Source organism: Acinetobacter sp. WC-141, from assembly GCF_000313935.1.
GTDB lineage: Bacteria > Pseudomonadota > Gammaproteobacteria > Pseudomonadales > Moraxellaceae > Acinetobacter.
In genome coordinates this window covers 94,744-116,284 of record NZ_AMSS01000043.1, presented here as the reverse complement: position 1 = coordinate 116,284, position 21,541 = coordinate 94,744, and the positions used below count along the sequence as shown (strand labels likewise).

At 39.3% G+C, this 21,541-nt stretch carries 18 protein-coding genes; 10 read left to right on the top strand and 8 right to left on the bottom strand.

From position 1 onward, the window contains the following. Positions 1 to 13: 13 nt before the first annotated feature. From ACINWC141_RS06690 to yccS, 3 genes are all read right to left on the bottom strand, one after another. On the bottom strand, positions 14 to 2,596 hold the full coding sequence (locus ACINWC141_RS06690; protein ID WP_009389600.1) for a PepSY domain-containing protein: 2,583 nt from the start codon (positions 2,594 to 2,596) through the stop codon (positions 14 to 16). A gap of 155 nt (positions 2,597 to 2,751) precedes the next feature. Beyond that, positions 2,752 to 3,327 carry an SdpI family protein gene (locus ACINWC141_RS06685; protein ID WP_009389622.1) on the bottom strand — a complete coding sequence of 192 codons (576 nt, stop codon included), beginning with the start codon at positions 3,325 to 3,327 and terminating at the stop codon, positions 2,752 to 2,754. Between the two features lie 100 nt (positions 3,328 to 3,427). After that, positions 3,428 to 5,602, bottom strand: coding sequence for a YccS family putative transporter (gene yccS, locus ACINWC141_RS06680; protein ID WP_034677895.1), 2,175 nt, complete (start codon positions 5,600 to 5,602; stop codon positions 3,428 to 3,430). A 127-nt stretch (positions 5,603 to 5,729) separates the two neighbouring features. Between yccS and ACINWC141_RS06675 the strand changes: the two genes are divergently transcribed. Then, positions 5,730 to 6,944: a multidrug effflux MFS transporter gene (locus tag ACINWC141_RS06675; RefSeq protein WP_009389560.1), complete on the top strand. Its 1,215-nt coding sequence runs from the start codon at positions 5,730 to 5,732 to the stop codon at positions 6,942 to 6,944. 25 nt (positions 6,945 to 6,969) lie between these two features. On the opposite strand, the gene ACINWC141_RS06670 is transcribed toward ACINWC141_RS06675, so the two are convergent. Beyond that, positions 6,970 to 7,677: a nitroreductase gene (locus tag ACINWC141_RS06670; protein WP_009389341.1), complete on the bottom strand. Its 708-nt coding sequence runs from the start codon at positions 7,675 to 7,677 to the stop codon at positions 6,970 to 6,972. 507 nt (positions 7,678 to 8,184) lie between these two features. Here ACINWC141_RS06670 and ACINWC141_RS06665 point away from each other — a divergent pair. The 6 genes from ACINWC141_RS06665 to sbmA all read left to right on the top strand — a co-directional run bounded on the left by ACINWC141_RS06665 (position 8,185) and on the right by sbmA (position 14,306). Next, positions 8,185 to 8,388 (top strand): hypothetical protein, encoded by a 204-nt coding sequence (locus ACINWC141_RS06665; protein ID WP_009389704.1) that lies wholly within the window; start codon positions 8,185 to 8,187, stop codon positions 8,386 to 8,388. A 157-nt stretch (positions 8,389 to 8,545) separates the two neighbouring features. Beyond that, positions 8,546 to 8,713 (top strand): hypothetical protein, encoded by a 168-nt coding sequence (locus tag ACINWC141_RS20045; protein WP_009389685.1) that lies wholly within the window; start codon positions 8,546 to 8,548, stop codon positions 8,711 to 8,713. Between the two features lie 99 nt (positions 8,714 to 8,812). Next, complete coding sequence (locus ACINWC141_RS06660; protein ID WP_009389459.1) at positions 8,813 to 10,288, top strand: alanine/glycine:cation symporter family protein; 1,476 nt, start codon at positions 8,813 to 8,815, stop codon at positions 10,286 to 10,288. A gap of 171 nt (positions 10,289 to 10,459) precedes the next feature. Then, positions 10,460 to 11,434, top strand: a complete 975-nt coding sequence (locus ACINWC141_RS06655; RefSeq protein WP_009389695.1) for a patatin-like phospholipase family protein — start codon at positions 10,460 to 10,462, stop codon at positions 11,432 to 11,434. Positions 11,435 to 11,637: 203 nt separating this feature from the next. Beyond that, positions 11,638 to 12,873 carry a threonine ammonia-lyase gene (locus ACINWC141_RS06650; RefSeq protein ID WP_009389407.1) on the top strand — a complete coding sequence of 412 codons (1,236 nt, stop codon included), beginning with the start codon at positions 11,638 to 11,640 and terminating at the stop codon, positions 12,871 to 12,873. A 236-nt stretch (positions 12,874 to 13,109) separates the two neighbouring features. Then, the gene (sbmA, locus tag ACINWC141_RS06645) at positions 13,110 to 14,306 is read left to right on the top strand and encodes a peptide antibiotic transporter SbmA (RefSeq protein WP_034677892.1); all 1,197 of its coding nucleotides are present in this window, start codon (positions 13,110 to 13,112) and stop codon (positions 14,304 to 14,306) included. Between the two features lie 39 nt (positions 14,307 to 14,345). Here sbmA and ACINWC141_RS06640 read toward each other — a convergent pair whose 3' ends face one another. Beyond that, on the bottom strand, positions 14,346 to 15,095 hold the full coding sequence (locus ACINWC141_RS06640; RefSeq protein WP_009389625.1) for a DUF4850 domain-containing protein: 750 nt from the start codon (positions 15,093 to 15,095) through the stop codon (positions 14,346 to 14,348). Positions 15,096 to 15,219: 124 nt separating this feature from the next. On the opposite strand from ACINWC141_RS06640, the gene ACINWC141_RS06635 reads away from it, so the two are divergent. The 3 genes from ACINWC141_RS06635 (at position 15,220) to ACINWC141_RS06625 (ending at position 17,720) form a co-directional block, all read left to right on the top strand. Continuing rightward, positions 15,220 to 16,284 carry a DUF1176 domain-containing protein gene (locus ACINWC141_RS06635; RefSeq protein ID WP_009389424.1) on the top strand — a complete coding sequence of 355 codons (1,065 nt, stop codon included), beginning with the start codon at positions 15,220 to 15,222 and terminating at the stop codon, positions 16,282 to 16,284. 63 nt (positions 16,285 to 16,347) lie between these two features. Then, positions 16,348 to 17,091 (top strand): hypothetical protein, encoded by a 744-nt coding sequence (locus tag ACINWC141_RS06630; RefSeq protein ID WP_034677933.1) that lies wholly within the window; start codon positions 16,348 to 16,350, stop codon positions 17,089 to 17,091. Positions 17,092 to 17,201: 110 nt separating this feature from the next. After that, a complete protein-coding gene (locus ACINWC141_RS06625; protein WP_009389601.1) occupies positions 17,202 to 17,720 on the top strand; it encodes a hypothetical protein in 519 nt (172 codons plus the stop codon). 79 nt (positions 17,721 to 17,799) lie between these two features. Here ACINWC141_RS06625 and ACINWC141_RS06620 read toward each other — a convergent pair whose 3' ends face one another. The 3 genes from ACINWC141_RS06620 to gatA all read right to left on the bottom strand — a co-directional run bounded on the left by ACINWC141_RS06620 (position 17,800) and on the right by gatA (position 21,495). Beyond that, positions 17,800 to 18,378: a DJ-1/PfpI family protein gene (locus ACINWC141_RS06620; RefSeq protein ID WP_009389640.1), complete on the bottom strand. Its 579-nt coding sequence runs from the start codon at positions 18,376 to 18,378 to the stop codon at positions 17,800 to 17,802. Positions 18,379 to 18,547: 169 nt separating this feature from the next. Beyond that, positions 18,548 to 20,017 (bottom strand): Asp-tRNA(Asn)/Glu-tRNA(Gln) amidotransferase subunit GatB, encoded by a 1,470-nt coding sequence (gatB, locus tag ACINWC141_RS06615; protein ID WP_009389620.1) that lies wholly within the window; start codon positions 20,015 to 20,017, stop codon positions 18,548 to 18,550. Next, positions 20,017 to 21,495, bottom strand: coding sequence for an Asp-tRNA(Asn)/Glu-tRNA(Gln) amidotransferase subunit GatA (gatA, locus tag ACINWC141_RS06610; RefSeq protein ID WP_009389302.1), 1,479 nt, complete (start codon positions 21,493 to 21,495; stop codon positions 20,017 to 20,019). The genes gatB and gatA overlap by 1 nt, the downstream gene beginning before the upstream one ends. Positions 21,496 to 21,541 lie beyond the last annotated feature (46 nt).

Genomic DNA, 21,541 nt, shown 5'->3' with positions numbered 1-21,541 from the left:
AATTTATTGACCTTTAATAAACATCACGGCGGTAACGACCTTGTTGTCTTAACTCATCTAGCTGTTCATCACCTAGAATTTCGATAAGTGCTTGGTCGACTCCGCTGGCCATCCCATCAATACTACCGCATACATAAAGAACAGCGCCACGTTCTATCCAGCTTACTAATTCTGCTGCATTCTGACGGATGATATCCTGAACATACACATGTTTTTCTTGATCTCTGGAAAATGCTAAATCAAGGCGTTTTAACATTCCAGTTGTTTGCCATGCCTCAATAGTTGATGCATAGAAGAAATCACATGCTCTTTGACGCTCACCAAAAATTAACCAGTTTTCAGTGTAGTTGTGACGAGTGCGTGTATGTAATAGGCTCATTAAGCCTGCGATACCAGTTCCGTTACCAATACAAATAATAGGACGGTTATCATCAATAAGATGGAATGATTCATTGGTACGAATACGCAAAGCAACTTCATCATTCACTTGCGTGTGTTGAGTCAGCCATCCAGAACCTAAACCTAAGTTACCAGACGTATCATATTGTTGACGGACTACCAAACGAAGGATTTGCTGAGAAGGTATGCTAGCAATCGAATATTCACGTGTTGGCAGAGTCGGGAGTTGTTCTAATAGATGATCTACATTAGCAAATGGTTCAATTTCACCGGTTAAATCTTTATTCCAAAGTGCTTTCTCAATCGAAATCTGTAATGAATCAACTTTTGCATTTTTAAGAATATGATGCTTCTGCAAAAAATCATGAATGCGTTCTGGGCTATTCCCAGGCTGTATTTCAGCAATATCACCCGCTTGCCATATCGCTTCGTGCTTTGCATTAAGCTCAATATTATAAGCAGGTTGACCTAAGCTATTTGGATTGAGTAAGTCACGTTGTTGCAGTACCCACGTATCAAAGACTTTTTCTAGATTTACAGCATGCAAATCTAATTTAGTTGCTTTCGCGAGTGCTTGATTCCAGTTTTGAATATCCGATAGGTTTGCATTATCAACTTCAATTGTATTGAAGAGGGCATGTGCACCACTGGTTTTAAGCCAAGCATCTACTGCATGTCCAAAACTACAATAAGTATCAGGATATTCTTTAGAACCCAATGCCAAAACGGCATAGTTCATATGCTTAAGGTCTAGTTCCACTTTTAAAAGCTTTTTGGCAAAGCTTGTAGCGAGGTCAGGCGCATCACCAGTACCATACGTACTGATTACAAATAGAACCTGCTCATGTTGCTCTAAATCAGATTGGGTTAGCTGCTGTACAGGTTTAACCTGAACTGGCTGATGAGCTTCTTGTAAACTTGTTGCCGTACTCCAGGCCAGTTGTTCAGCTACACCTGTTTGAGTTGCATAGGTAATAAGCCAAGGCTTTGCATTTGGATCAATGTATTGTCCAGCTAAAGACTGGCGAGCCGCCTGTGTTAATTTTTTCTGTTTACGGCGTTTAAGATAAAGCATCCATCCTGTAACCAAAAACAGAGGCATTGCCAATGAAGCCAGCATTGCTACAAATTGATAAATTGGTCCAAAGAAACTACCACGATGCACAGGTAACATGCTGCTCATGATCTTTTGATTAAGCTTTTTATCTTCGTAAAGCTCCATCTTTTCGATATTACCAGTTTGATAATTATAGATGGCTTGGTTACGTGCACGCTCATGTTGTGGCGTAGCATCGACAAAGCTTAACTCAACTTTTCCATCATCTTTTTTGGGTAAGTTCAATGTTAGTGTTGAATAACCACGCCCGACCTGACTATTGAAGCCACTCCATGTTTGATTAAGTGCTGTAATGAGTTGAGTATTATCTAATTGAGGTTCTGATTTTTTATCCTTATTACGGTCAGATTGTTTACCTTGTTGCATTCCGCGATTTTGAGGAGTGGTGCCATGACCTTGTGGTTTAGGTTGTTCAACTCCCATTACTTTGAACATACCACTACGCCACCAGTCATAAGACCAATATAGACCTGTACACGCGAAAAGCAGATAAAAAACAATGACCCACGTACCTACAACAGCATGTAGATCCCAAATAAAATTTCGGCCTTTGAGTTTCGGCTTCACAGCGAGCCATTGACGAGCAGAATGCTTTTTAGGCCAGCGTAAATATAGCCCACTGAGTACGAAGTAAATTAACATGAGTGCGCATGCACCAGTAATTTGTTTACCAACTTCACCAGCTGTTAAATTACGATGAATTTGTTGTATGAGTAACAACAACTTTCGGCCTTTTACATCTGGCAGAACTTGAGCGTTATATGGATTAACCATCATATTGTAGCCACGACGTTCACCTTCTTTTTCAATATTCACAACAGAAGAGGAGGTGGGATCCTTGGCAATCGTAATGCTATTAATTTTAATTTCAGGCTGAGTTGTATGGAAATGTTGATATAGCTGAGCAGGGGTTAATTTTGATGTGTTTTCAGCTTGAACAACATAACTGTCAGAATTCACCCATTTTAAAATTTGTTGGTCATAAGAATAAATTGCACCTGTTACACCCATAATGGATAAGATGAGGCCAGCAGTAATACCCAGAAACCAATGAATTTGAAATAAAATTTTTTTAAACATGGTCAAAAATGAAAATATGATGGAGATCTTGTAACGAAGTATAGCCGAAGATTGAGTAGATAATATGGATTTTGGAGATAATATTAATTTTCATTATCATTTGTCTTTAGCATAATAAAAAACCTCCATCAGGAGGCTTTTTATAAAATTAAAACTTACAAGGTTTTTGGTTCGCCTACAGCTTCTTTTAAATGCGTGCGAATTGTATTGAAAGAGAAGTTCTTAGAATCCATGCGTTTAGGTAAAATATACGCACCTTGTTGTTCTTGGCCTTTTGGGTCTTTTACTTTGAAATTAACCAAAATAAAATCAGGTGCATTGTACCATTCATAGATATTTTTCCATCCAATAGTACCCACGCCTTCTTGGTGGCCCATTTGTTGGCGCATTACAATACCATGAGGCTGTACACCTAAACGAATACCTTTGATTTCCTGTACTGGAAATTCATTCATTTTGCGTTTAACGTACCATTCTAATCCGTATTTACGACCTAGGTAGTAAAGTACTACAGCAACAATAGCAACCCAGCAAAAAACAGTAGAGTAGTTCTTAATAAAAATAAGACCTAAAATAGCTAGGGCTAAAACGACACCCATAATTGCCCAAATTTTTGTGCTGATTTTATTGGTGCTGCGCCAGATAAGAAGCTGTGCATTACGTTGTTCAGCTTCTGACACGTCATATGGAACAGGCTGAAGCGTATAAGCGTATAAAGTTTTCGCGGTCATAGTGCAAATAACAAATTGTAAACTGTTTTAAGTTTAGCACTAATTGGCATAAGTCAGGAAAGGATATTATGCCAATTTAATACTAAATTCCGAGGCAAATTTATAATGACGCAAGCTCACTGGCATCATTATCAAGATCATGACTTAGCCGTTGTTTTAACATACTAAATCGATTCAATACACCAAGCATGAGCGAGAGCTGCTGCAAAATAATGAGTGATTTTTGGTCATCTTCATCATTTTGGCTTAGTCGCTGACGTATCGTTTGGAGCATATTTTGTGCTGTAAGATCAGGCATTTCATCTCTTAAGAGAGCTCCTTGGATATCATCTAAGGCTTGGTCTAATAGTTTAAGGACAGCTTGGTCTTGAATGTTTTCTCGATGTGCTCCAAGTGCCGCGATATAACTTAAAAATGTATGATTTAAACATAAAAATTCAAAAATATCGGACTTACGAGTCGGGTCAAAGTCTGGTTCAGTTGCTAAAGTTGAAATAAGTGAAGCAACTTCAGCATCAGTATTATGTGCAGCTCGACGTACAATACGGTAATTCAACGCATGATTACGGCCTTCATGATACTGTTTGACGACTTCAGCTAAATAATTACATTGAGCTTGTAGTGAGCGTCTGATGTTACGAGGCAAACGTCGAAACTTCCAGTCAGGCCAAATAAATGTCACGCCAAACCAAGCTAAAGCACATCCCATTAAAGTATCTACAAATCTTGGAATCGCCGCAGCCATTGCTGAACCGTCTAGATTAAAGTTAATTAATGCCAAAATTGTAATGAAAGCAGTTGCTTGTGCATATTGTTTACTGCGTAATTCAAAAAACAGGACACCACTTAATATCAACATGAATAGCTGTCCTTCGGTTGAAGGAATTAAGAAGATAATCGCAAGGCCAACAATAATACCAACTAATGTTCCGACAATTCTTAGACGTAAACGGCGCTTGGTCGCGTTAAAGTTGGGTTGGCTTACAAATAGAGCCGTAAGCATAATCCAGTAGCCATATTCAATATGGGTCATTTGAATAAAGACATATCCAATAAATAAAACAATCGATACACGAATCGCGTGGCGGAACAGCACAGATTCAGGAGTTAAGTTCTGTTTTATTCGGATGACAATATCATTCCATCCTTGCAAATCATCATCTTTAAGCTGGTTTTCGGCTTGTTTCACTTTGTCCGATTGAATGTGTTGCTCTGTTTCTAAGTTGAGTAACTGGGAATCGATAGACTTTAAATTTTGGTATAAAGCGAAAAGAGCATTTACCCATAAAAGGTCATAATGCTGATCACGACGTAACTTCTCTAAAGAGAGGCGCAGGTTTTCAAAGCTTTGTTTAAACCTTTTATTATGGTTATAGGGTTTACGTTGCAAAATGCATTCATTTAACTCTTGGCAAGCTTTACCTTGAACTGCCAGAATTCGTTGGAATCTAAATAAAATATCACTATGCTGAAAAATTTTGGCTAATTTTTGATAGTCGATATGAGCAGAATCAGCTCGCTCGTGAATATCTTGAGCGACAAAATAATAATGTAAGCTTCGGCGCGTATCTTTTTGTCCACGGTCGCCTTTTAAGCGCGTCAATAACGCTGTTTTTAAGTCATTAAAAATCGTAATTAACTTACCGTTTTCTAATGACAGTTCGATCATACTTTGCTGATAGCTGGCAGCAGTCATATCCACATCAAACAAATTTGATTTTGCAAAAAGAAAATCGCCTAGAGATGCATAAGAGGCAGCCAGTTTGTCTTGTAGTTGTCGAACCGGAAATAATAAAAAACTAATAGTGGCAATTAAGCCATACCATGCCGCACCTGCAACTAAAAGGGCAGGTTGAATATACCAATGGTCAAAAAGGTGAACACCTAGCATGGTATAGACTGAAACAACCAAACAGCCATAAGAGATGGTTGCGTAACGGCGTCCTAATGAACCGAGTAAAATCCAGCCAATACACGAAGCAATCAACCCTAAAGCAAAAGCCATTGGGTAGGGGAAAAGTAATTGTACAGAAGCTGCGGTAACGAAGAACCCAATATACGTATAAATCAGGTTCATGATTCGCACTGAAAAGCGATCATCGATATCGCTTAACCCTGCTGCGACCACACCTAAAGTGAGGGGAATTGTTGCTAATTGATAGCCTAAAAAATAAGGCACGAAAGCAGTTCCTGAAAAGGCTATCAGCATTCGCACGTTATACATAAATGTTGTGTTGTAAGTCGCTCTTTTTAGGCGTTTAAACCAAGATTTCAAAGGAAGTCCTTGCTGATCAACCTGAGTGATAAAGGATTTGTGTATTTCTACACCAATGTTGCACAAATCATACGATAGACAGTGTAAGCTTGTCTGTATGCAAATGATTGAAAAATGAAATATCGTTATGTCTGAACAAACAGCCCAGCGTCAATACTCTATTGGCTGGATTATGTTGCTCGCTTTGCTTACGGCTTTAGGGCCATTATCCATCGATATGTACTTACCTGCTTTGCCTCAAATGGCACATGATTTTGGGGTAAGTACGCAAATGGTGGCAAATACACTGCCAGCTTACTTTTTTGGTTTAGCTGTTGGGCAATTGGTTTATGGCCCTTTAAGTGACCGGATTGGTAGAAAAAAACCACTTTATTTTGGCCTCGCACTTTACGCTGTCGCGAGCTTATTTTGCGTATTGGCTACAAATGAATGGAGCTTGATTGCTGCTCGTATTTTGCAAGCTCTAGGTGGCTGTGTCGGTGTGGTCATGGCTCGTGCAGCAATACGCGATAGATTAGATGTTCAAGGCTCGGCACAAGCTTTTTCAAGCATGATGATTGTCATGGGGCTTGCACCAATTTTGGCGCCTATGATCGGGGCATGGATTTTAATCTGGTTCCCATGGCAAGCTATTTTTATTGCTCTTTCAATTGTCGGCGCAATATGTTGGTTATGCGTGCATTTCTTCTTTAAAGAGACCTTGGCAACTGATAAAAGACTTAAGCTGTCCCTCTATCAAGTCGTTACCCTCTATGGGGCTATTTTCAAAGATGCGAGTTTCCGCTTACCTATGTTTGCAGGCTGTTTAACCGGGGCGGCGCTATTTTGTTATATCAGCTCAGCACCTGCAGTTTTTATGGATCAGTATGGACTCAATCAGCAAGAGTTTGCTTACGTATTTGGATTAAATGCTTTTGGCATTATGTTGATGTCATCTTTAAATAAGCATTTAACATCACGTGTTGAAATCACTAGACGGTTAAAAGCTGGTTCACTTGTTCAAGTGACTGGAGCCATTATCGTATTTATTGCGGGTTTAATTCCTGAAGCGCCTTTATGGCTCGTTATGTTAGGGCTATTTTTAGCTATTTCAGGCATTGGTTTGACAGGACCAAATGCAATGGCGCTCGCTATGTCCAAACAAGGTGCCCGCGCAGGCACAGCGAGTGCCATTATGGGAAGTATGCAATTTGCTTGTGGCCTCTTGGGTGGAGTGCTGCTTAACTTCCTTATCTGGTCTGCATCGCTCAATATGGGCGTGATGATGGTGTTATTTACGCTGAGCGGTTTTATTGTTGTGTTAAAAGCGGTGCAACAGGTAAAAAATAAGCCATTCTCATAGTTTCAAGAGAATGGCAACTTAGATTTTATTCGTCTAGAAAAACTGCGAAATTTTCAACTGGTTCTCTAGGTGTAATGAAGGTATTTACAATATGGTTAGGGTCAGCATGGCCTAACGCAATTGCACATACCAGTTCTTCATCATCTGATGCACCCAAAATATCTAAAACAATAGGGTGAAAATGGTTCCACGCTGCTTGTGGGCATGTATCTAAACCACGTCCCTTGGCAGCAACCATCACATTTTGGATCATCATTGCAATATCCATTTTTGATCCAATTCCCATCGTTTTATTTACTGTAAAGAATAGGCCGACTGGTGCATCAAACAGTTTAAAGTTACGTAACTGCTGTTCGGCCATTTTTTCCTTTTCGCCTTTTTTAATTTCGAGTAGACCATAGAGGCCCCAACCATTTTCGCGACGGCGATCAATAAAAGGCGATATCCATTTTTCAGGATAATAGGCAAAAGTTTCTTTATATTGTTCTGCAAGTTCCGGGTTTTTTGATACTTCGATTTGGGCTGCGCAGACACGTTCAACCATTTCATCACGCTTGTTGCCTGTTATTACATAGACTTTCCATGGCTGAGTATTTGTTCCAGAAGGAGCTCGACTTGCGACTCGTAATATATCTTTAATGACTTCTGGCTCAATTGGTGTATTTAAAAAAGCGCGGACAGAATGTCGAGAAGTGATCGCTTGATCAACGAGACGAACTTGTTCCAGATTCATGAGTACTCCTATATCTTATTTCATAAATATTTCATACTTTTTGAAGCTTAATTTCATGATTTGAAAGTAGTTCATTTATAAGCAAAAAATATTAGAAAAGAGAAATTCTTACAGGTATGATAATTTAATTAATTTAGACATATTGTCTGATTAATCATAATTCGAATATGCCACTTTAGATTTAAATAGACAAAATAGTGTGATTTTGTCGGTTATAAAAATAAAAGCATAACAGTAAGTGGGTGAAAAATATTCAATTGAAAGAAAGGTATAATATGTTTAAAAACAGTGCAAAACGGATAGTTTTATATAAAATATGACCATTTTTTATATAAAATTTTAATGAAAAACATACACAAAACTTTAAATTTCTGCATAATACCGACTTTTTTACGCAGGTATGATTTCTCCATACTCATGTTAGGAATAGTGGCTGCATACAAAATCCTTTTACAAAAGGGATCTGGGTGCAGAAATGGAGAAATACACGAGGTATAGGAGCTTTACATGAGTCTACCACTCATCAACAAGCAGTTCATGAAACAAGGATTGGCGATTACCATTGCAACCATGAAAATGAACGTAACTCAAGCAGCTACTGAGCCACAAAAAATACAACAGCTTAGTACAGGTCTAAACGCACTCTTCTTTGATCATGGAGAAAAGGGCGCAGATAGTCGCGTTATGGCGATGGCTCGTTACAGTCTTTGAAATTTATATCCAGTTTAGACATTTGCTCAAAAGTATATGTAAATATGCTTATTGGCTTAAATCCAGATTTTGTATAACTCGCTTAATTGATGGGAATCATTGGACGAGTTTATTTAGCGGTGGTCATTTGTTAGTTTCCAAGTTTGTAGCTGAGTCGATGCATACTGTTTTTCCAAAAGCGGAAAAGTTCGGTAGTGCAATGATATTATTTTATCTGAAGGTCGCGTTCTCTCATGCAACTTTCAAAGGCTTAGTGTTGGGCATGATGTTGCTTAAACTTGTGACGATAATTGCTATTCAATTGACATTAAAAGTTTTTTCTTGAATTTACTGAAAAGTCCCGGTTTTTAGGGGCTTTTTTGTTTATTGCAGTATTTTGGCATGTGCTCTTAGCACATTAGCAAGGAACGTAAGCGGACCGAGTATGAATGAACAACTCAATGCCACACTGATGTCGTGGGTAAAATTTTTTAATGACCCTTTATGGGACTTTTTGGTTATTTTCTTGCTGGCTGTAGGTATTTTTTATACGGTCTTAACAGGAGCTGTGCAAATTCGCATGTTCTTGCAAAGTATCCGTGTTATGAAAAGCAGTCGTACAGAAGGCGCAGATGAGCATGGTCTTACACCTTTTCAGGCGTTTGTAACTGGCCTTGCGAGCCGTGTTGGGGTAGGTAATATTGCTGGTGTAGCAATCGCTATCGCAATTGGTGGTCCTGGTGCAGTGTTCTGGATGTGGGTAACTGCTGTTCTTGGTATGAGCTCTGCTTTTATTGAGTCTACGCTTGCTCAGCTATTTAAAGTTAGAGATAGTAAGAGTAAACAGTTCCGTGGTGGTCCAGCCTACTATATTACTCAAGGTTTACGTAGTAAAACCTTTGGTGTGGTCTTCGCACTTGCATTGATCTTTACCTACGGTTTCGTATTCAACTCAGTTCAAATCAATGCGATTGCTAATGCATCTTCACATGCTTGGGGTTGGGATAAAGCCAATGTTATTGCTCATTTAGGTGGCGTTGATCTAGAAATTTCATGGGTTGGTCTTGCGCTTGTTGTTATGGTTGCATTGGCAATTTTTGGTGGTATTAAGCGTATCGCTAAATTTGCAGAGATGTTTGTACCTTTAAAAGCAGGTCTTTACCTGTCTGTTGCTCTTTATATTGCAATCAGTAACTATGCAATTTTGCCTGATATTTTAAAGCTGATTGTGACTGAAGCTTTCAATTTTAATTCTGCAGCAGGTGGTTTCTTTGGTGCGGCAGTGTCAATGGCAATGATGCAAGGGATTAAGCGTGGCTTGTTCTCTAACGAAGCTGGTATGGGTTCTGCACCAAACGCAGCGGCTGCATCTGATGTAAAACATCCTGTAAACCAAGGTTTGGTACAAATGCTCGGTGTATTTGTAGATACTTTTATTGTATGTACAAGTACTGCAATCATCATTTTGGTTTCTGGTGTTTACCAGGATGCAGGTTTTGTCGGTGTTGAATTAACTCAACGTGCTTTAGAAACTCAAGTTGGGCATTGGGGATCGGACTTCCTTGCTGTTCTATTATTCTTGTTCTGTTATTCAGCTGTACTAGGTAACTATGCCTATGCAGAAGGTAATGTGCAGTTTATTAATAACAACCCGAAAGTCATGTTCATCTTCCGTATTTTTGTATTGGTGATGGTGTACTTCGGTGCAATTGGTAGTGTTCCGCTCGTTTGGTCTATGGCTGACTTGTTTATGGGTATCATGGCAACCATTAACTTGATTGCAATCGTACTATTAACGCCGATGGCACGTACATTGTTGAAAGATTACCGTGAACAATTGAAAAAAGGCATTAAAGAGCCTGAATTTAAAATTGATAAGTATCCAGAATTGAAGAAAAAAGTTGATTCAGATATCTGGTAAGTTACAAAAGGCCTCTTATAAATAAGGGGCCTTTTTCATAAGGGGGATAGATAAAATACTTGAGTCTAAATTTTAAACATGACAAATTAAATAAATTCAATACAGCTTTTCACGAAACTAGCAACTAAAATTGCAATCCAAACTTAAAACCTCATAGTGCGAAGATGGGCCATGAAACAGCTTAAATTGTGGGTTCTCGGACTCTCTATGGTATTGGCGGGATGTCAAACCACCACACACTTGTCTGCTGCTCTAAAACCGCAAACAGCGGAGGCTTATGCTCGTTCTGTGGATCAGCCTTTTGCAAGAATCAAAAAACAGCAAAAACGACCTGTGGTTGCGCTCGTCTTGGGTAGCGGTGGAGCACGGGGTTATGCTCACATAGGGGTTATTGAGGTTTTAGAACAACACGGTATTCGACCAGATTTTATTGTAGGGACCAGTGCGGGTAGTATTGTTGGAGCACTTTATGCCAGTGGTAAAAGTCCTGCTGAATTGCGTAATACAGCATTAAAAATGAAAGCTGGCGATGTGCGTGACATTAGTATCGGATTAAAAGGTTTCTTTGATGGTAAAAAAGTAGAAAACTACGTTAACCAGCAAGTAAACAACATGCCGCTCGAAAAAATGAAAATTCCAATGTATGTGGTTGCAACCGAATTAAAGCATGGCACTAAAACCGTATTTAATTACGGCAATACGGGGCAAGCTGTTAGGGCTTCTGCTTCAATTCCGAGTATGTTTGTCCCCACCAAAATTGGTAAAGCTGAATATGTCGATGGCGGGTTGGTGAGTCCTGTGCCAGTGGAAGTTGCCCGAGATTTAGGGGCTGATGTGATTATTGCAGTTGATATTTTAGCTCAGCCTATTTACACAGAAACATCGAATGTCTGGGGGCTGTTTAACCAGAATATTAATATTATGCAAGGTCGTCTAGCAGCAGAAGAGTTGCAATATGCGGATGTTGTGATTCAGCCAGATTTAAGAGAAAAAGCGCATATTTTTGATGTAAAAGGCCGTGAAGCCACCATGAAATCTGGTATTGATGCGGCCAATGCCAAACTTTCCGATATTCAGTTTGCTATTGATGAAAAAATAGCTGAACAGAATATGTCTACTGAAGGATTAAGTGCACAAACTCAATAATATGACGTTAATTATTTGAAAATTAAATAAAAAGCCTGAATAGGGCTTTTTTTATTGCAGTTTAAATCTTTAATTTTTGAAATAAAAATTTTTGTATATTAGAAACATGTTGGATATGCTGAAAACTCTGATGACCAATAGGTAATATTGATGTCATTGTTAAAAAATAATTGATTTGTAATGTATTGAGGCTGACTAGATAAATGATACAGCAACAGGTTGAAAATGGGTTTCCAACATTAGATGATGTTCATGCTGCCGCAGAGCGTTTGGAAGGTTTAGTCGTAAAAACTCCTTTTGTTTTCTCTGAAACCATTTCTAAAACCTTAGGGGCTGAGATGTGGCTGAAATTTGAAAACTTACAATTTACAGCTTCTTTTAAAGAACGAGGTGCACTGAATAAACTGTTGTGCTTATCTGACCAAGAAAAACAACATGGTGTTATTGCAGCTTCGGCAGGCAATCATGCCCAAGGCGTAGCGTATCATGCTCAGCGCACAGGGGTGACCGCGACCATTGTAATGCCTAAATCTACGCCTAATGTAAAAGTACAACGAGTGCGTGAATATGGCGCACGCGTTATTTTGCACGGACAAGACTTTTCAGAAGCTGCTGCTGAAATGCATCGGGTTGCACAAGAAGAATCTTTAACGATTATCCACCCATTTGACGATGCAGAAATTATTGCAGGTCAAGGAACTATTGCGCTTGAAATGCTTGCAGCTGTTCCTGATTTAGACATTTTGGTGGTGCCAATTGGTGGTGGTGGCCTAATTTCTGGTATTGCCATTGCTGCTAAAGCAATAAATCCCAAAATTAAAGTGATTGGGGTGCAATCGGTTGTATATCCAAGTATGGCGAAACTTCTGTGCAATTATCAGCATGCTGTTTCAATGGGCTCTACTGTTGCAGAAGGTATTGCAGTTAAAACTCCAGGTGAGCTTACGACCCGAGTTGCTAAACAATATGTTGATGACATTGTCGTTGTTACTGAAGACATGATTGAAGAAGCAATTGCGCTGTTACTCAATATTGAAAAAACAGTGTGCGAAGGGGCTGGTGCAACAGGTATTGCTGCAATTATGTCTCGTCCTGATCTATTTTTAGGTCATAAGCTTGGTGTAGTTCTGTCTGGTGGCAATATTGATACACGCGTTATGGTTTCTGTATTGCAACGTCATTTAACGCGTACAGGTCGTATGGTTCGTATTCGCGTTGAATTACCAGATAATCCGGGTGCGTTAGCCCGTTTAACAGCAATTATTGCTGAGCAAGGCGGTAATATTTATGAATTGCGTCATGAACGCTTTGCAGCGACAAGCCGTGCCAAAGAAAGCGCCGTGAGTGTTGATGTTGAGCTTAAAAGCGCTTCAGACCTAGATTTGCTCATTCAGGCAATGCAGTTGGAAGGTTATATTGTTCGTAAAGAAGAGATTTAATCTCTGTATTGCTGTGTTATAAAAGCCGTATATGGCTCTATTGAGAGTCATATACAAGGTAATTTAAATGGATTAAATTGCCAAAAAGGGATGAATTTACAAAAAAACGATCAAATCCTTCAATGAAACGGGAAAAATTGACAATTCTCTAAACTTTGCCCTTCACAATTTTAAGGTTTAGGTTTTAGTATTCCTTCCATTGTAAATTTGAAGAAATATAAGGATATCCACGCTCAATGTTCAAATCATTTTTTCCATCACCACGGTATTTTTTTATATCTGCGGTTATTTGGATCGCATTAAATATGGTGCTCTGGTACTCAGGTGGAAACACATGGGGAACTTTTATCGGGTTTGCTAAGGGCTACCATGACGCACAACTACCCGTTGGTGTAAGCCGTTTTTGGTCTCCAACTTTCTTATGGTTTTACGTTTGGTTTTTAGTTTCTACAGCACTCTTTGCCGGCTTTTGGAAAATTATATCGAACAACCCATGGCAGCGTTGGTCTATATGGGGATCGGCATTTATTTTGTTTAATATCTGGTTTGGAGTTCAGGTCAGTGTTGCGATTAATGCTTGGTATGTACCATTTTGGGATTTAATTCAAAAAATGCTTTCTGATGGAGGTGGTGACCTCTCGGCATTATATAGTGAAACCCTAGTTTTTCTTTATATTGCTATGGTTGCTGTGACTCTTGCTGTAATTAATGCTTTTTTCACAAGCCATTACGTATTCCGTTGGCGTACAGCAATGAATGAATACTACACAGAACATTGGGAACAACTGCGTCATATTGAAGGTGCTTCGCAGCGTGTGCAAGAAGACACTATGCGCTTTGCAACTATTATGGAAGACTTAGGTGTTGAACTGGTAAAAGCAGTCATGATTTTAATTGCCTTTTTACCTATTTTATTTCAACTGTCTAAACATGTTCCCGTTTTACCAATTGTTGGTGAACTAGAACATTCTCTAGTATGGGCCGCAATTGTATGGGCTGCTTTTGGTACAGTTTTATTAATGGTAGTAGGTGTTAAATTACCTGGGCTACAATTTAATAATCAAAAAGTGGAAGCGGCTTATCGTAAAGAGTTGGTCTATGGTGAAGACCATGCAGAACGTGCAAAACCAGCTACTCTAAAAGAGCTATTTAGCCGAGTTCGTAAAAACTACTTCCGACTCTATTTCCATTATGCTTACTTTAACTTGGTAGCAACTTGGTATAAGCAGTTAGATATTTTATATAGTCTAGTCGTTTTATTCCCTGCAATTGCAAGTGGAAAGATGACGTTAGGCTTGATTAACCAAATTGGCGGTGTATTCGATAAGGTCCGTGAATCATTCCAATATTTAATTAGTTCATGGAAAACGATTATTGAATTACTTTCGATTTATAAGCGTTTAAAAGCTTTTGAATCGATACTACATAAATAAAAGAAAGCCCGCGAAAGCGGGTTTTTTACAGATGTGGATTTAATGAGTCGCGTTGTAAAAATTAAGGATAGGGCCTACAAGAGACTGTTGTGATTTATCTAAGGTGATTTGAATTTCTTTATAGTTAAAAGTGTTTTCATCGTAATATTTGGCAATACCGTGTGTTCGATTATTTACTTGTGGAATTTGATAACTAAAAAAAGCCACTTTTTTAGAGGGATGAACAATGTTGATGAGTTTTTTAGGGTCTTTAAACCCGCCAAACTCATTTTCCAGACTTTCTTTTAACAGCTCGGGAAAGTAAAGTGTTGCATTTGGTAGTCCGCAACCAACACAAAATGAAGAATCATAGAGTTCTATTGCTTGTTTTTGATCTGTACTCATTATTAGAGTAAAACCAGTCCCGTTAGCGCCTGCATTTGCTTGCACATCTTGCCAATTTCTTGGAACGAGCACTAAACCTGTTTCAGGTAATGCAAGAAGCTTGAGTTGTTTTGCATGCTGAGCATCGAGTTTAAAATTAAAACGACAACTTTTAGGTGTACAGGTTTCAAAATCTTTAAGTAAACCATTCTCTGTTGGGCTTTGTGCTGTAACACCATAAAACGGCACTGTAACGCCGTTTAAAAACTTTGCCTCTCCTAGAGCGTAGAATTGATTATCAGCTTTGCGGGTTGCAGCAGAGCTATAAAACTTTGGGAAATGGGGCGTAAAGCTTTTTACTTCTGCATAAGCAGTTGAAGTTAGACTGACCAATGCTGTGCATAATAAAAAATTTAGTTTTTTCATTTTTAGAAAGTAATCAATTTAATTCTTATATAAATCTAACATATTCTTTTAAACTATAAGGCAATTCAAAATTTAAAACTGTTTTTAACTTCATAATAAAACAGACCAGCAGAGACATGAAAAAATGAAAAAAATCCTTTCAATTTGCTGTTTATCAGTCATCAGTTCTTATGGTTTTGCTCAAGACATAAAAGGTATTTCATTTTCTCACCAAGAATGGGAAATTTCTTGTAGCAATACCGGCACATGTAAAGCCGCAGGCTATCAAAATGAAGAAAATGGCGATAATCCAGCATCGCTTTTATTGGTACGTAAAGCAGGGCCAAAACAAGCTGTGCAAGCTGAATTTGCTTTATCAGACTATGAGCAAAGCTTGCCAGCCAATCAGCTTAAAAATATTCATTTTTATGTAAATGGCAAAGATTTAGGCGCTGTGACTATAGATGCTACCGATTTGCCATTGATGGGGAAATTGAATAATTTACAAGTCAACGCTGTACTACAACAGTCTAAACAGAAACCTGAAATTATATTTAAAAATACTCAGCATGAATGGAAAATTTCTGATGCAGGAATGACCGCTGTGCTATTAAAAATGGATGATTTTCAGAAGCGTATTGGGACTGTTGGTGCTTTGGTTAAAAAGGGCAGTGCCAATGAAACTAAAGTACTTATGCCTGAGCCAAAACTGGTTGTTAAACATATTAAAACTACAGCTAAACCTTATTTAACGCTAGAACCGAAAAGCAAGCAGTATCAAGCAATACACCGTAGCTTGATGGGAGCTAATCCGAATCCTAAAGAAGACTTTTGTGAAGGAATTTATGGCGGTAATAGTGATGGAGCTGAACCACAAAAAATTGAGCTATATAAACTAACCAATAAGAAAGTTTTGGCGACTACATTGTGTTGGAGGGGGGCTTATAACGAAGGGTATGGGGCATGGGTACTCGATCAGTCTTTGGCTGGTAAGGCAACGTTTGTGACAGAAACAGCTTCTGATTTCGATAGCGGTATTATTAGTAGTGCTCAAAAAGGGAGAGGCATAGGCGATTGTTGGGCAAGTGAAGAATGGGTCTGGGACGGCAAGAGTTTTGTACATACTAAGGATATGTGGACAGGGATGTGCAAAGGCTTGGCAGCAGGTGGGGTGTGGGAGCTTGATCGAATTGAAGCTATTGTAAAATAATGCATTGAATATATAAGAATAGTCTAAGGAAGTAAGATTTTGAATTATAAAATTAATTTAAAAATGGTTGCTTTAGCAGCTGTATTAAGTTGTTCGGCCATATCCGTTTTTGCTGCGCCATTACAAATTTTGGAATTTAAGAAAGGGCAATTGAGTTCAACAGAGCAAAGTCAATTGTGTGAACAAATAAAAGATTTATGCCAGCAAGGCGCGCAATGGCGTAGTCTAAAAACTCCAGACCAGAATTTATGGATATTATCGAGCCGTGATGATATCGCACAGTTTAAACCTACATCTACAGGTTTTAAATTAGTCAGCAAATGGAATATTGTGACAACAGGAAGCGAAGATAGCTTTCATAAACAATATATATTTCCTAAGCTTTTTCCCATGACCCAAAATCGTTATGCAATTGCAATAATTGATCAGCTTTCTGAAATGTATTCGGGTGGTGGGGCTGGAATTGAACGGGTTAGCTTTTATGAGTTAAAAGATTCTGGAACGACACATCAATTTATTGCGAACTATCCATTTAGTTTTAGTCGGATGATTAGAGCATGTTTTTCTGAGCAAGATTATGAGAGTTCTAAAGGAAATTGTCATGATGAAGATAGTCTTAATCTAGATATTCGTCCGATTAAACCTATGTTGTGGCAATTTCGCTATCGTTATAGTTTAAGCGTATCACCTGCCTCAGATTCAGGTGAGAAATCTTATCAGGGCAGTAGAAACTTAAATATTGATTTAAATAAAGCACCAGAACAGCCAAGTATTCCAGAAGCATGGAATTATGCGGGAATGGGCTAATTATTAAAGTAATTGTTAAATTTGAAGAAATAGACGATTTACAGAGTCATAACAGGTAACACTACTAGCTCTGTGATACAAAGAACAGATTGTTTATTGGAGCTAGACCTATGTCACGTCAAGTTTATGCGATTGCCCGCCGTAAGTTTTCACATTTGAGCCGTTCAGTTTGTATGGCAGTTGCTGTACTGGGTACAACACAAATTGCGATGGCGGGTCCCACGGTTGATCAGTTAAGTGACTGTTTAGTTAAGGCTACAACGGCTTCAGACAAGACCACTGTGCTTCAATGGACATTTACAGCTTTAGCTGCTCACCCTGATTTAAAAGCATTTAGTAATGTAACGCTTGAGCAAAAGGATCAGTTAGATCAAAAATTGGCGCAGGTTTTACAACGTGTGATTGTGGAGCAATGTTCTACGCAAACTAAAGCTGTGATTCAGGCTGAAGGTGTGAAGGCAGTTGGGGAGGCTTTCCAGCAGTTAGGCCAAAGTGCTGGTGAAGATATTGTTAAAGACCCCGCAGTTAAACAGCAGTTGCAAGGCACATTACGCTATATCGACTTAAATAAATTGGTGACAACGTTTTTAACGCCAGAGATTTGGAATAAGTTGGGAATTACGAGATAAAAAATCTAGTTTTCTATTTTAGTAATAAAGCCTGCTATCTAAGAGCAGGTTTTATTGTATTTGGGATAAAGTGATTTATTTAGATTGTAATTGTAGCGCCTAAGACTTTCACGAATTGTGCTAACCAAGCTGGATGTGCAGGCCAAGCTGGGGCAGTCACCAAATGTCCATCTGTAACTGCTTCAGTTACAGTAATATCTGCGTATTGTCCACCTGCCAATTTTACTTCGGCAGCACATGCCGGATAAGCTGAGCAGAGGCGACCTTGTAATACATTTGCCGCAGCGAGTAACTGAGCGCCATGGCATACGGCTGCAATTGGTTTTTTCACTCTATCGAACTCACGTACAATTTCGACAACACGATCATTCATACGTAAATATTCTGGTGCTCGACCACCCGGAATAACTAGACCTACATAGTCTTCGGTATTAACGGCATCAAAATCATAGTTAATCGTAAAGTTGTGGCCACGTTTTTCGCTATAAGTTTGTTCACCTTCAAAATCATGAATAGCCGTCGCAATATGGTCGCCGTTCTTTTTATTTGGGCAAACAGCATGCACGGTATAACCTAAACCAGTTAAGAACTGAAAAGGAACCATGGTTTCATAATCTTCAGCGTAGTCACCGACCAACATTAAAATATTTTTAGACATGATTTATCTCTCTTTTTAAAATATAAGTTATCTAAATTCTGAATTTAAATTAGCACAGTCACTGAGTAATTCTTTAGCAAAAAGTCCATTCTTTAGTCGAAGAATAATTCATAGGTGATATAAAAAAGCCCCGATAAATCGAGGCTTTTTGTTGAGTTGACTAATGAAATTAACCAATCAATTTTTTCATTAATTCATTTACTTGAGCAGGGTTGGCTTTACCCTTAGATGCTTTCATGACTTGACCTACAAGACCGTTAAAGGCTTTTTCTTTACCAGACTTGTACTCTTCAACCATTTTCTCATTGGCTGCAAGCACTTCTTTAATGATTGCTTCAATCGCACCCGTATCAGTTTCTTGCTTTAAGCCTTTTTCCGCAATAATGTCATCGGCAGATTTACCTTCCGATTCCCACATAAAGCCAAAGACTTGTTTTGCAATTTTACCGCTAATGGTGTTATCAACAATACGAGCAATCATTCCACCTAGCTGTTCAGCAGAAACAGGCGAGTCAGCCAAATCTAGACTAGCTTTGTTTAACGCAGCTGAGAATTCGCCCATCACCCAGTTTGCAGATACTTTACCTTGTGTAGCGCCGCCCGCAGCAGCCACAACAGCCTCATAGAAGTCCGCCATTTCGCGTGAGAGTGTAAGTACATGTGCATCGTACTCGGTTACACCAAAGTCTGCGATAAAGCGTGCACGGCGTGCAGCAGGTAGCTCTGGAAGTGCAGCGCGAGCAGCTTCAATTTGCTCATCTGCAATAATCACGGGTAACAAGTCTGGATCTGGGAAGTAGCGGTAGTCATTCGCTTCTTCTTTAGAACGCATAGAGCGCGTTTCCATTTTGTTTGGATCGAACAAACGTGTTTCTTGGTCGATGCTTCCGCCGTATTCCAAAATTTCCATTTGGCGTTCAATTTCAACATTGATTGCTTGTTCAATGAAACGGAATGAGTTGAGGTTTTTAAGCTCACAGCGCGTACCAAACGGTTGACCCGGACGACGTAAAGACACGTTACAGTCTGCACGGAATGAACCTTCAGCCATGTTACCGTCAGAAATACCTAACCAACGCACAAGTGTGTGAATTGATTTGATATATGCCACTGCTTCTTCAACTGAACGCATGTCCGGTTCAGAAACGATTTCAAGCAAAGGTGTACCAGCACGGTTTAAGTCAATGCCAGACATGCCTTCAAATTGGTCATGAATAGATTTACCTGCATCTTCTTCAAGGTGAGCACGAGTTACTCCAATACGTTTAGTCGTACCATCCTCAAGCTGGATATCAATGTGGCCTAAGCCAACAATTGGGTTATCCATTTGACTAATTTGATAGCCCTTTGGAGAGTCAGGATAGAAGTAGTTTTTACGTGCAAACACAGATGCTTGGTCGATATAAGCATCGATTCCAAGACCGAAACGAATTGCAAGATCAACTACTTTTTCATTTAAAACAGGCAATACACCCGGCATAGCCAAGTCTACAAGGCTTGCTTGCGTGTTGGGGTCTTGACCAAATTCAGTCGATGAACCAGAGAAAATTTTAGAATTGGTTGCAAGCTGAGTATGAATCTCGATACCAATAACGACTTCCCAACCGTCAATCAATTTCAACTTTTGAGCTTCAGCCATTATGCATTCTCCTCAGCAATTGCCGCACGTTTGGTATGCCAGTCAGTGTTTTGTTGGTATTGATGAACAATCGACAATAATTGTGACTCTGACCAGTAGTTACCAATCAACTGTAAGCCTACAGGTAAGCTGTCTTTATCAAAACCAACAGGAGCATTAATCGCTGGTAAGCCTGCTAAGTTCACTGCAAGTGTATAGATATCACCTAAATACATTTCAGTTGGACTTAAGTTTGCACCAATTTTATAAGCTGTCGTTGGTGCAGAAGGAGCCGCGATCACATCTACATTTTCAAATGCTTTTAAGAAGTCTTGTTGAATTAAGCGACGTACTTTTTGTGCTTTTACATAGTAAGCATCGTAATAACCTGCAGAAAGCGCGTATGTACCAATAAGGATACGACGTTGAACTTCAGGGCCAAAGCCTTCTGAACGAGAACGCTTATAAAGATCCATCAAGTCGGCTGGGTTTTCACAGCGGTAGCCATAACGAACACCGTCATAACGAGACAAGTTAGAAGATGCTTCTGCTGGCGCAATCAGGTAATACGTTGGTACATAGGCTTCAGTCATATTGAGGTCAATCTCAACAAGGGTTGCGCCCATTTCTTCAAGCTTTTTCAAAGATTCTTCAACACGAGCTTTTACGTCTGCATCTAAGCCTGCAACGTTAAAGTACTGTTTAGGAATACCAATACGTAAGCCTTTTACAGATGTGCTATTTAAGTTCGCAACGTAGTCATCCACTTCTTTTTTAACCGAAGTCGAGTCTTTTGTATCATGGCCTGCAATTACATTCATCAGGTAAGCACAGTCTTCAGCAGAGCGTGCCATTGGACCTGCTTGGTCTAAAGATGATGCATAAGCAATGATCCCGAAACGAGATACACGACCATAGGTTGGTTTTAAGCCTGTTAAGCCACAGAAAGAAGCAGGTTGGCGAATTGAACCACCTGTATCTGTACCCGTAGCGAAAGGCGCTAAGTCAGCCGCTACAGCCGCAGCAGAACCACCTGATGAACCACCAGGAACGTGGTCAAGTGCCCATGGGTTACTTGTTGCGCCAACATATGAGCTTTCTGAGGTTGAGCCCATCGCAAACTCGTCCATGTTCACTTTACCTAAAGTGACAAGACCAGCCGCTTTAGTTTTTTCAACAACAGTTGCATCGTAAGGAGAGATGAAGTTGTCTAGAATTTTTGAACCAGCAGTTGTTTTTATGCCTTTGGTACAAAAGATATCTTTATGAGCAAGTGGAATACCCGTTAGAGCAGTTGCATTACCTGCTTTTAAGGCAGCATCGGCAGCATCAGCTTCCGCGAGTGCCTGTTCAGGTGTAACCGTCACATAGCTTTTTACCAGTGGGTCAATTTTAGCAATACGTTGCAAATAATGTTCAGTCAGTTCGCGAGATGAAAACTTCGCTTGGCTTAAGCCCTCAGCAAGTTCACGAATTGATAAGCGATGTAAATCAGTCATGAGTAAAATTTCTTTACATTCAAAATAGGGAAGATGGGTTAATTGA

Excerpts from the sequence above, each read along its gene's own strand:
- ACINWC141_RS06690 (WP_009389600.1), bottom strand. The coding sequence starts at position 2,596 with ATGTTTAAAAAAATTTTATTTCAAATTCATTGGTTTCTGGGTATTACT.
- ACINWC141_RS06685 (WP_009389622.1), bottom strand. The coding sequence starts at position 3,327 with ATGACCGCGAAAACTTTATACGCTTATACGCTTCAGCCTGTTCCATAT.
- ACINWC141_RS06675 (WP_009389560.1), top strand. The coding sequence starts at position 5,730 with ATGTCTGAACAAACAGCCCAGCGTCAATACTCTATTGGCTGGATTATG.
- ACINWC141_RS06670 (WP_009389341.1), bottom strand. The coding sequence starts at position 7,677 with ATGAATCTGGAACAAGTTCGTCTCGTTGATCAAGCGATCACTTCTCGA.
- ACINWC141_RS06665 (WP_009389704.1), top strand. The coding sequence starts at position 8,185 with ATGAGTCTACCACTCATCAACAAGCAGTTCATGAAACAAGGATTGGCG.
- ACINWC141_RS20045 (WP_009389685.1), top strand. The coding sequence starts at position 8,546 with ATGCATACTGTTTTTCCAAAAGCGGAAAAGTTCGGTAGTGCAATGATA.
- ACINWC141_RS06660 (WP_009389459.1), top strand. The coding sequence starts at position 8,813 with ATGAATGAACAACTCAATGCCACACTGATGTCGTGGGTAAAATTTTTT.
- ACINWC141_RS06655 (WP_009389695.1), top strand. The coding sequence starts at position 10,460 with ATGAAACAGCTTAAATTGTGGGTTCTCGGACTCTCTATGGTATTGGCG.
- ACINWC141_RS06650 (WP_009389407.1), top strand. The coding sequence starts at position 11,638 with ATGATACAGCAACAGGTTGAAAATGGGTTTCCAACATTAGATGATGTT.
- sbmA (WP_034677892.1), top strand. The coding sequence starts at position 13,110 with ATGTTCAAATCATTTTTTCCATCACCACGGTATTTTTTTATATCTGCG.
- ACINWC141_RS06640 (WP_009389625.1), bottom strand. The coding sequence starts at position 15,095 with ATGAAAAAACTAAATTTTTTATTATGCACAGCATTGGTCAGTCTAACT.
- ACINWC141_RS06635 (WP_009389424.1), top strand. The coding sequence starts at position 15,220 with ATGAAAAAAATCCTTTCAATTTGCTGTTTATCAGTCATCAGTTCTTAT.
- ACINWC141_RS06630 (WP_034677933.1), top strand. The coding sequence starts at position 16,348 with ATGGTTGCTTTAGCAGCTGTATTAAGTTGTTCGGCCATATCCGTTTTT.
- ACINWC141_RS06625 (WP_009389601.1), top strand. The coding sequence starts at position 17,202 with ATGTCACGTCAAGTTTATGCGATTGCCCGCCGTAAGTTTTCACATTTG.
- ACINWC141_RS06620 (WP_009389640.1), bottom strand. The coding sequence starts at position 18,378 with ATGTCTAAAAATATTTTAATGTTGGTCGGTGACTACGCTGAAGATTAT.
- gatB (WP_009389620.1), bottom strand. The coding sequence starts at position 20,017 with ATGGCTGAAGCTCAAAAGTTGAAATTGATTGACGGTTGGGAAGTCGTT.
- gatA (WP_009389302.1), bottom strand. The coding sequence starts at position 21,495 with ATGACTGATTTACATCGCTTATCAATTCGTGAACTTGCTGAGGGCTTA.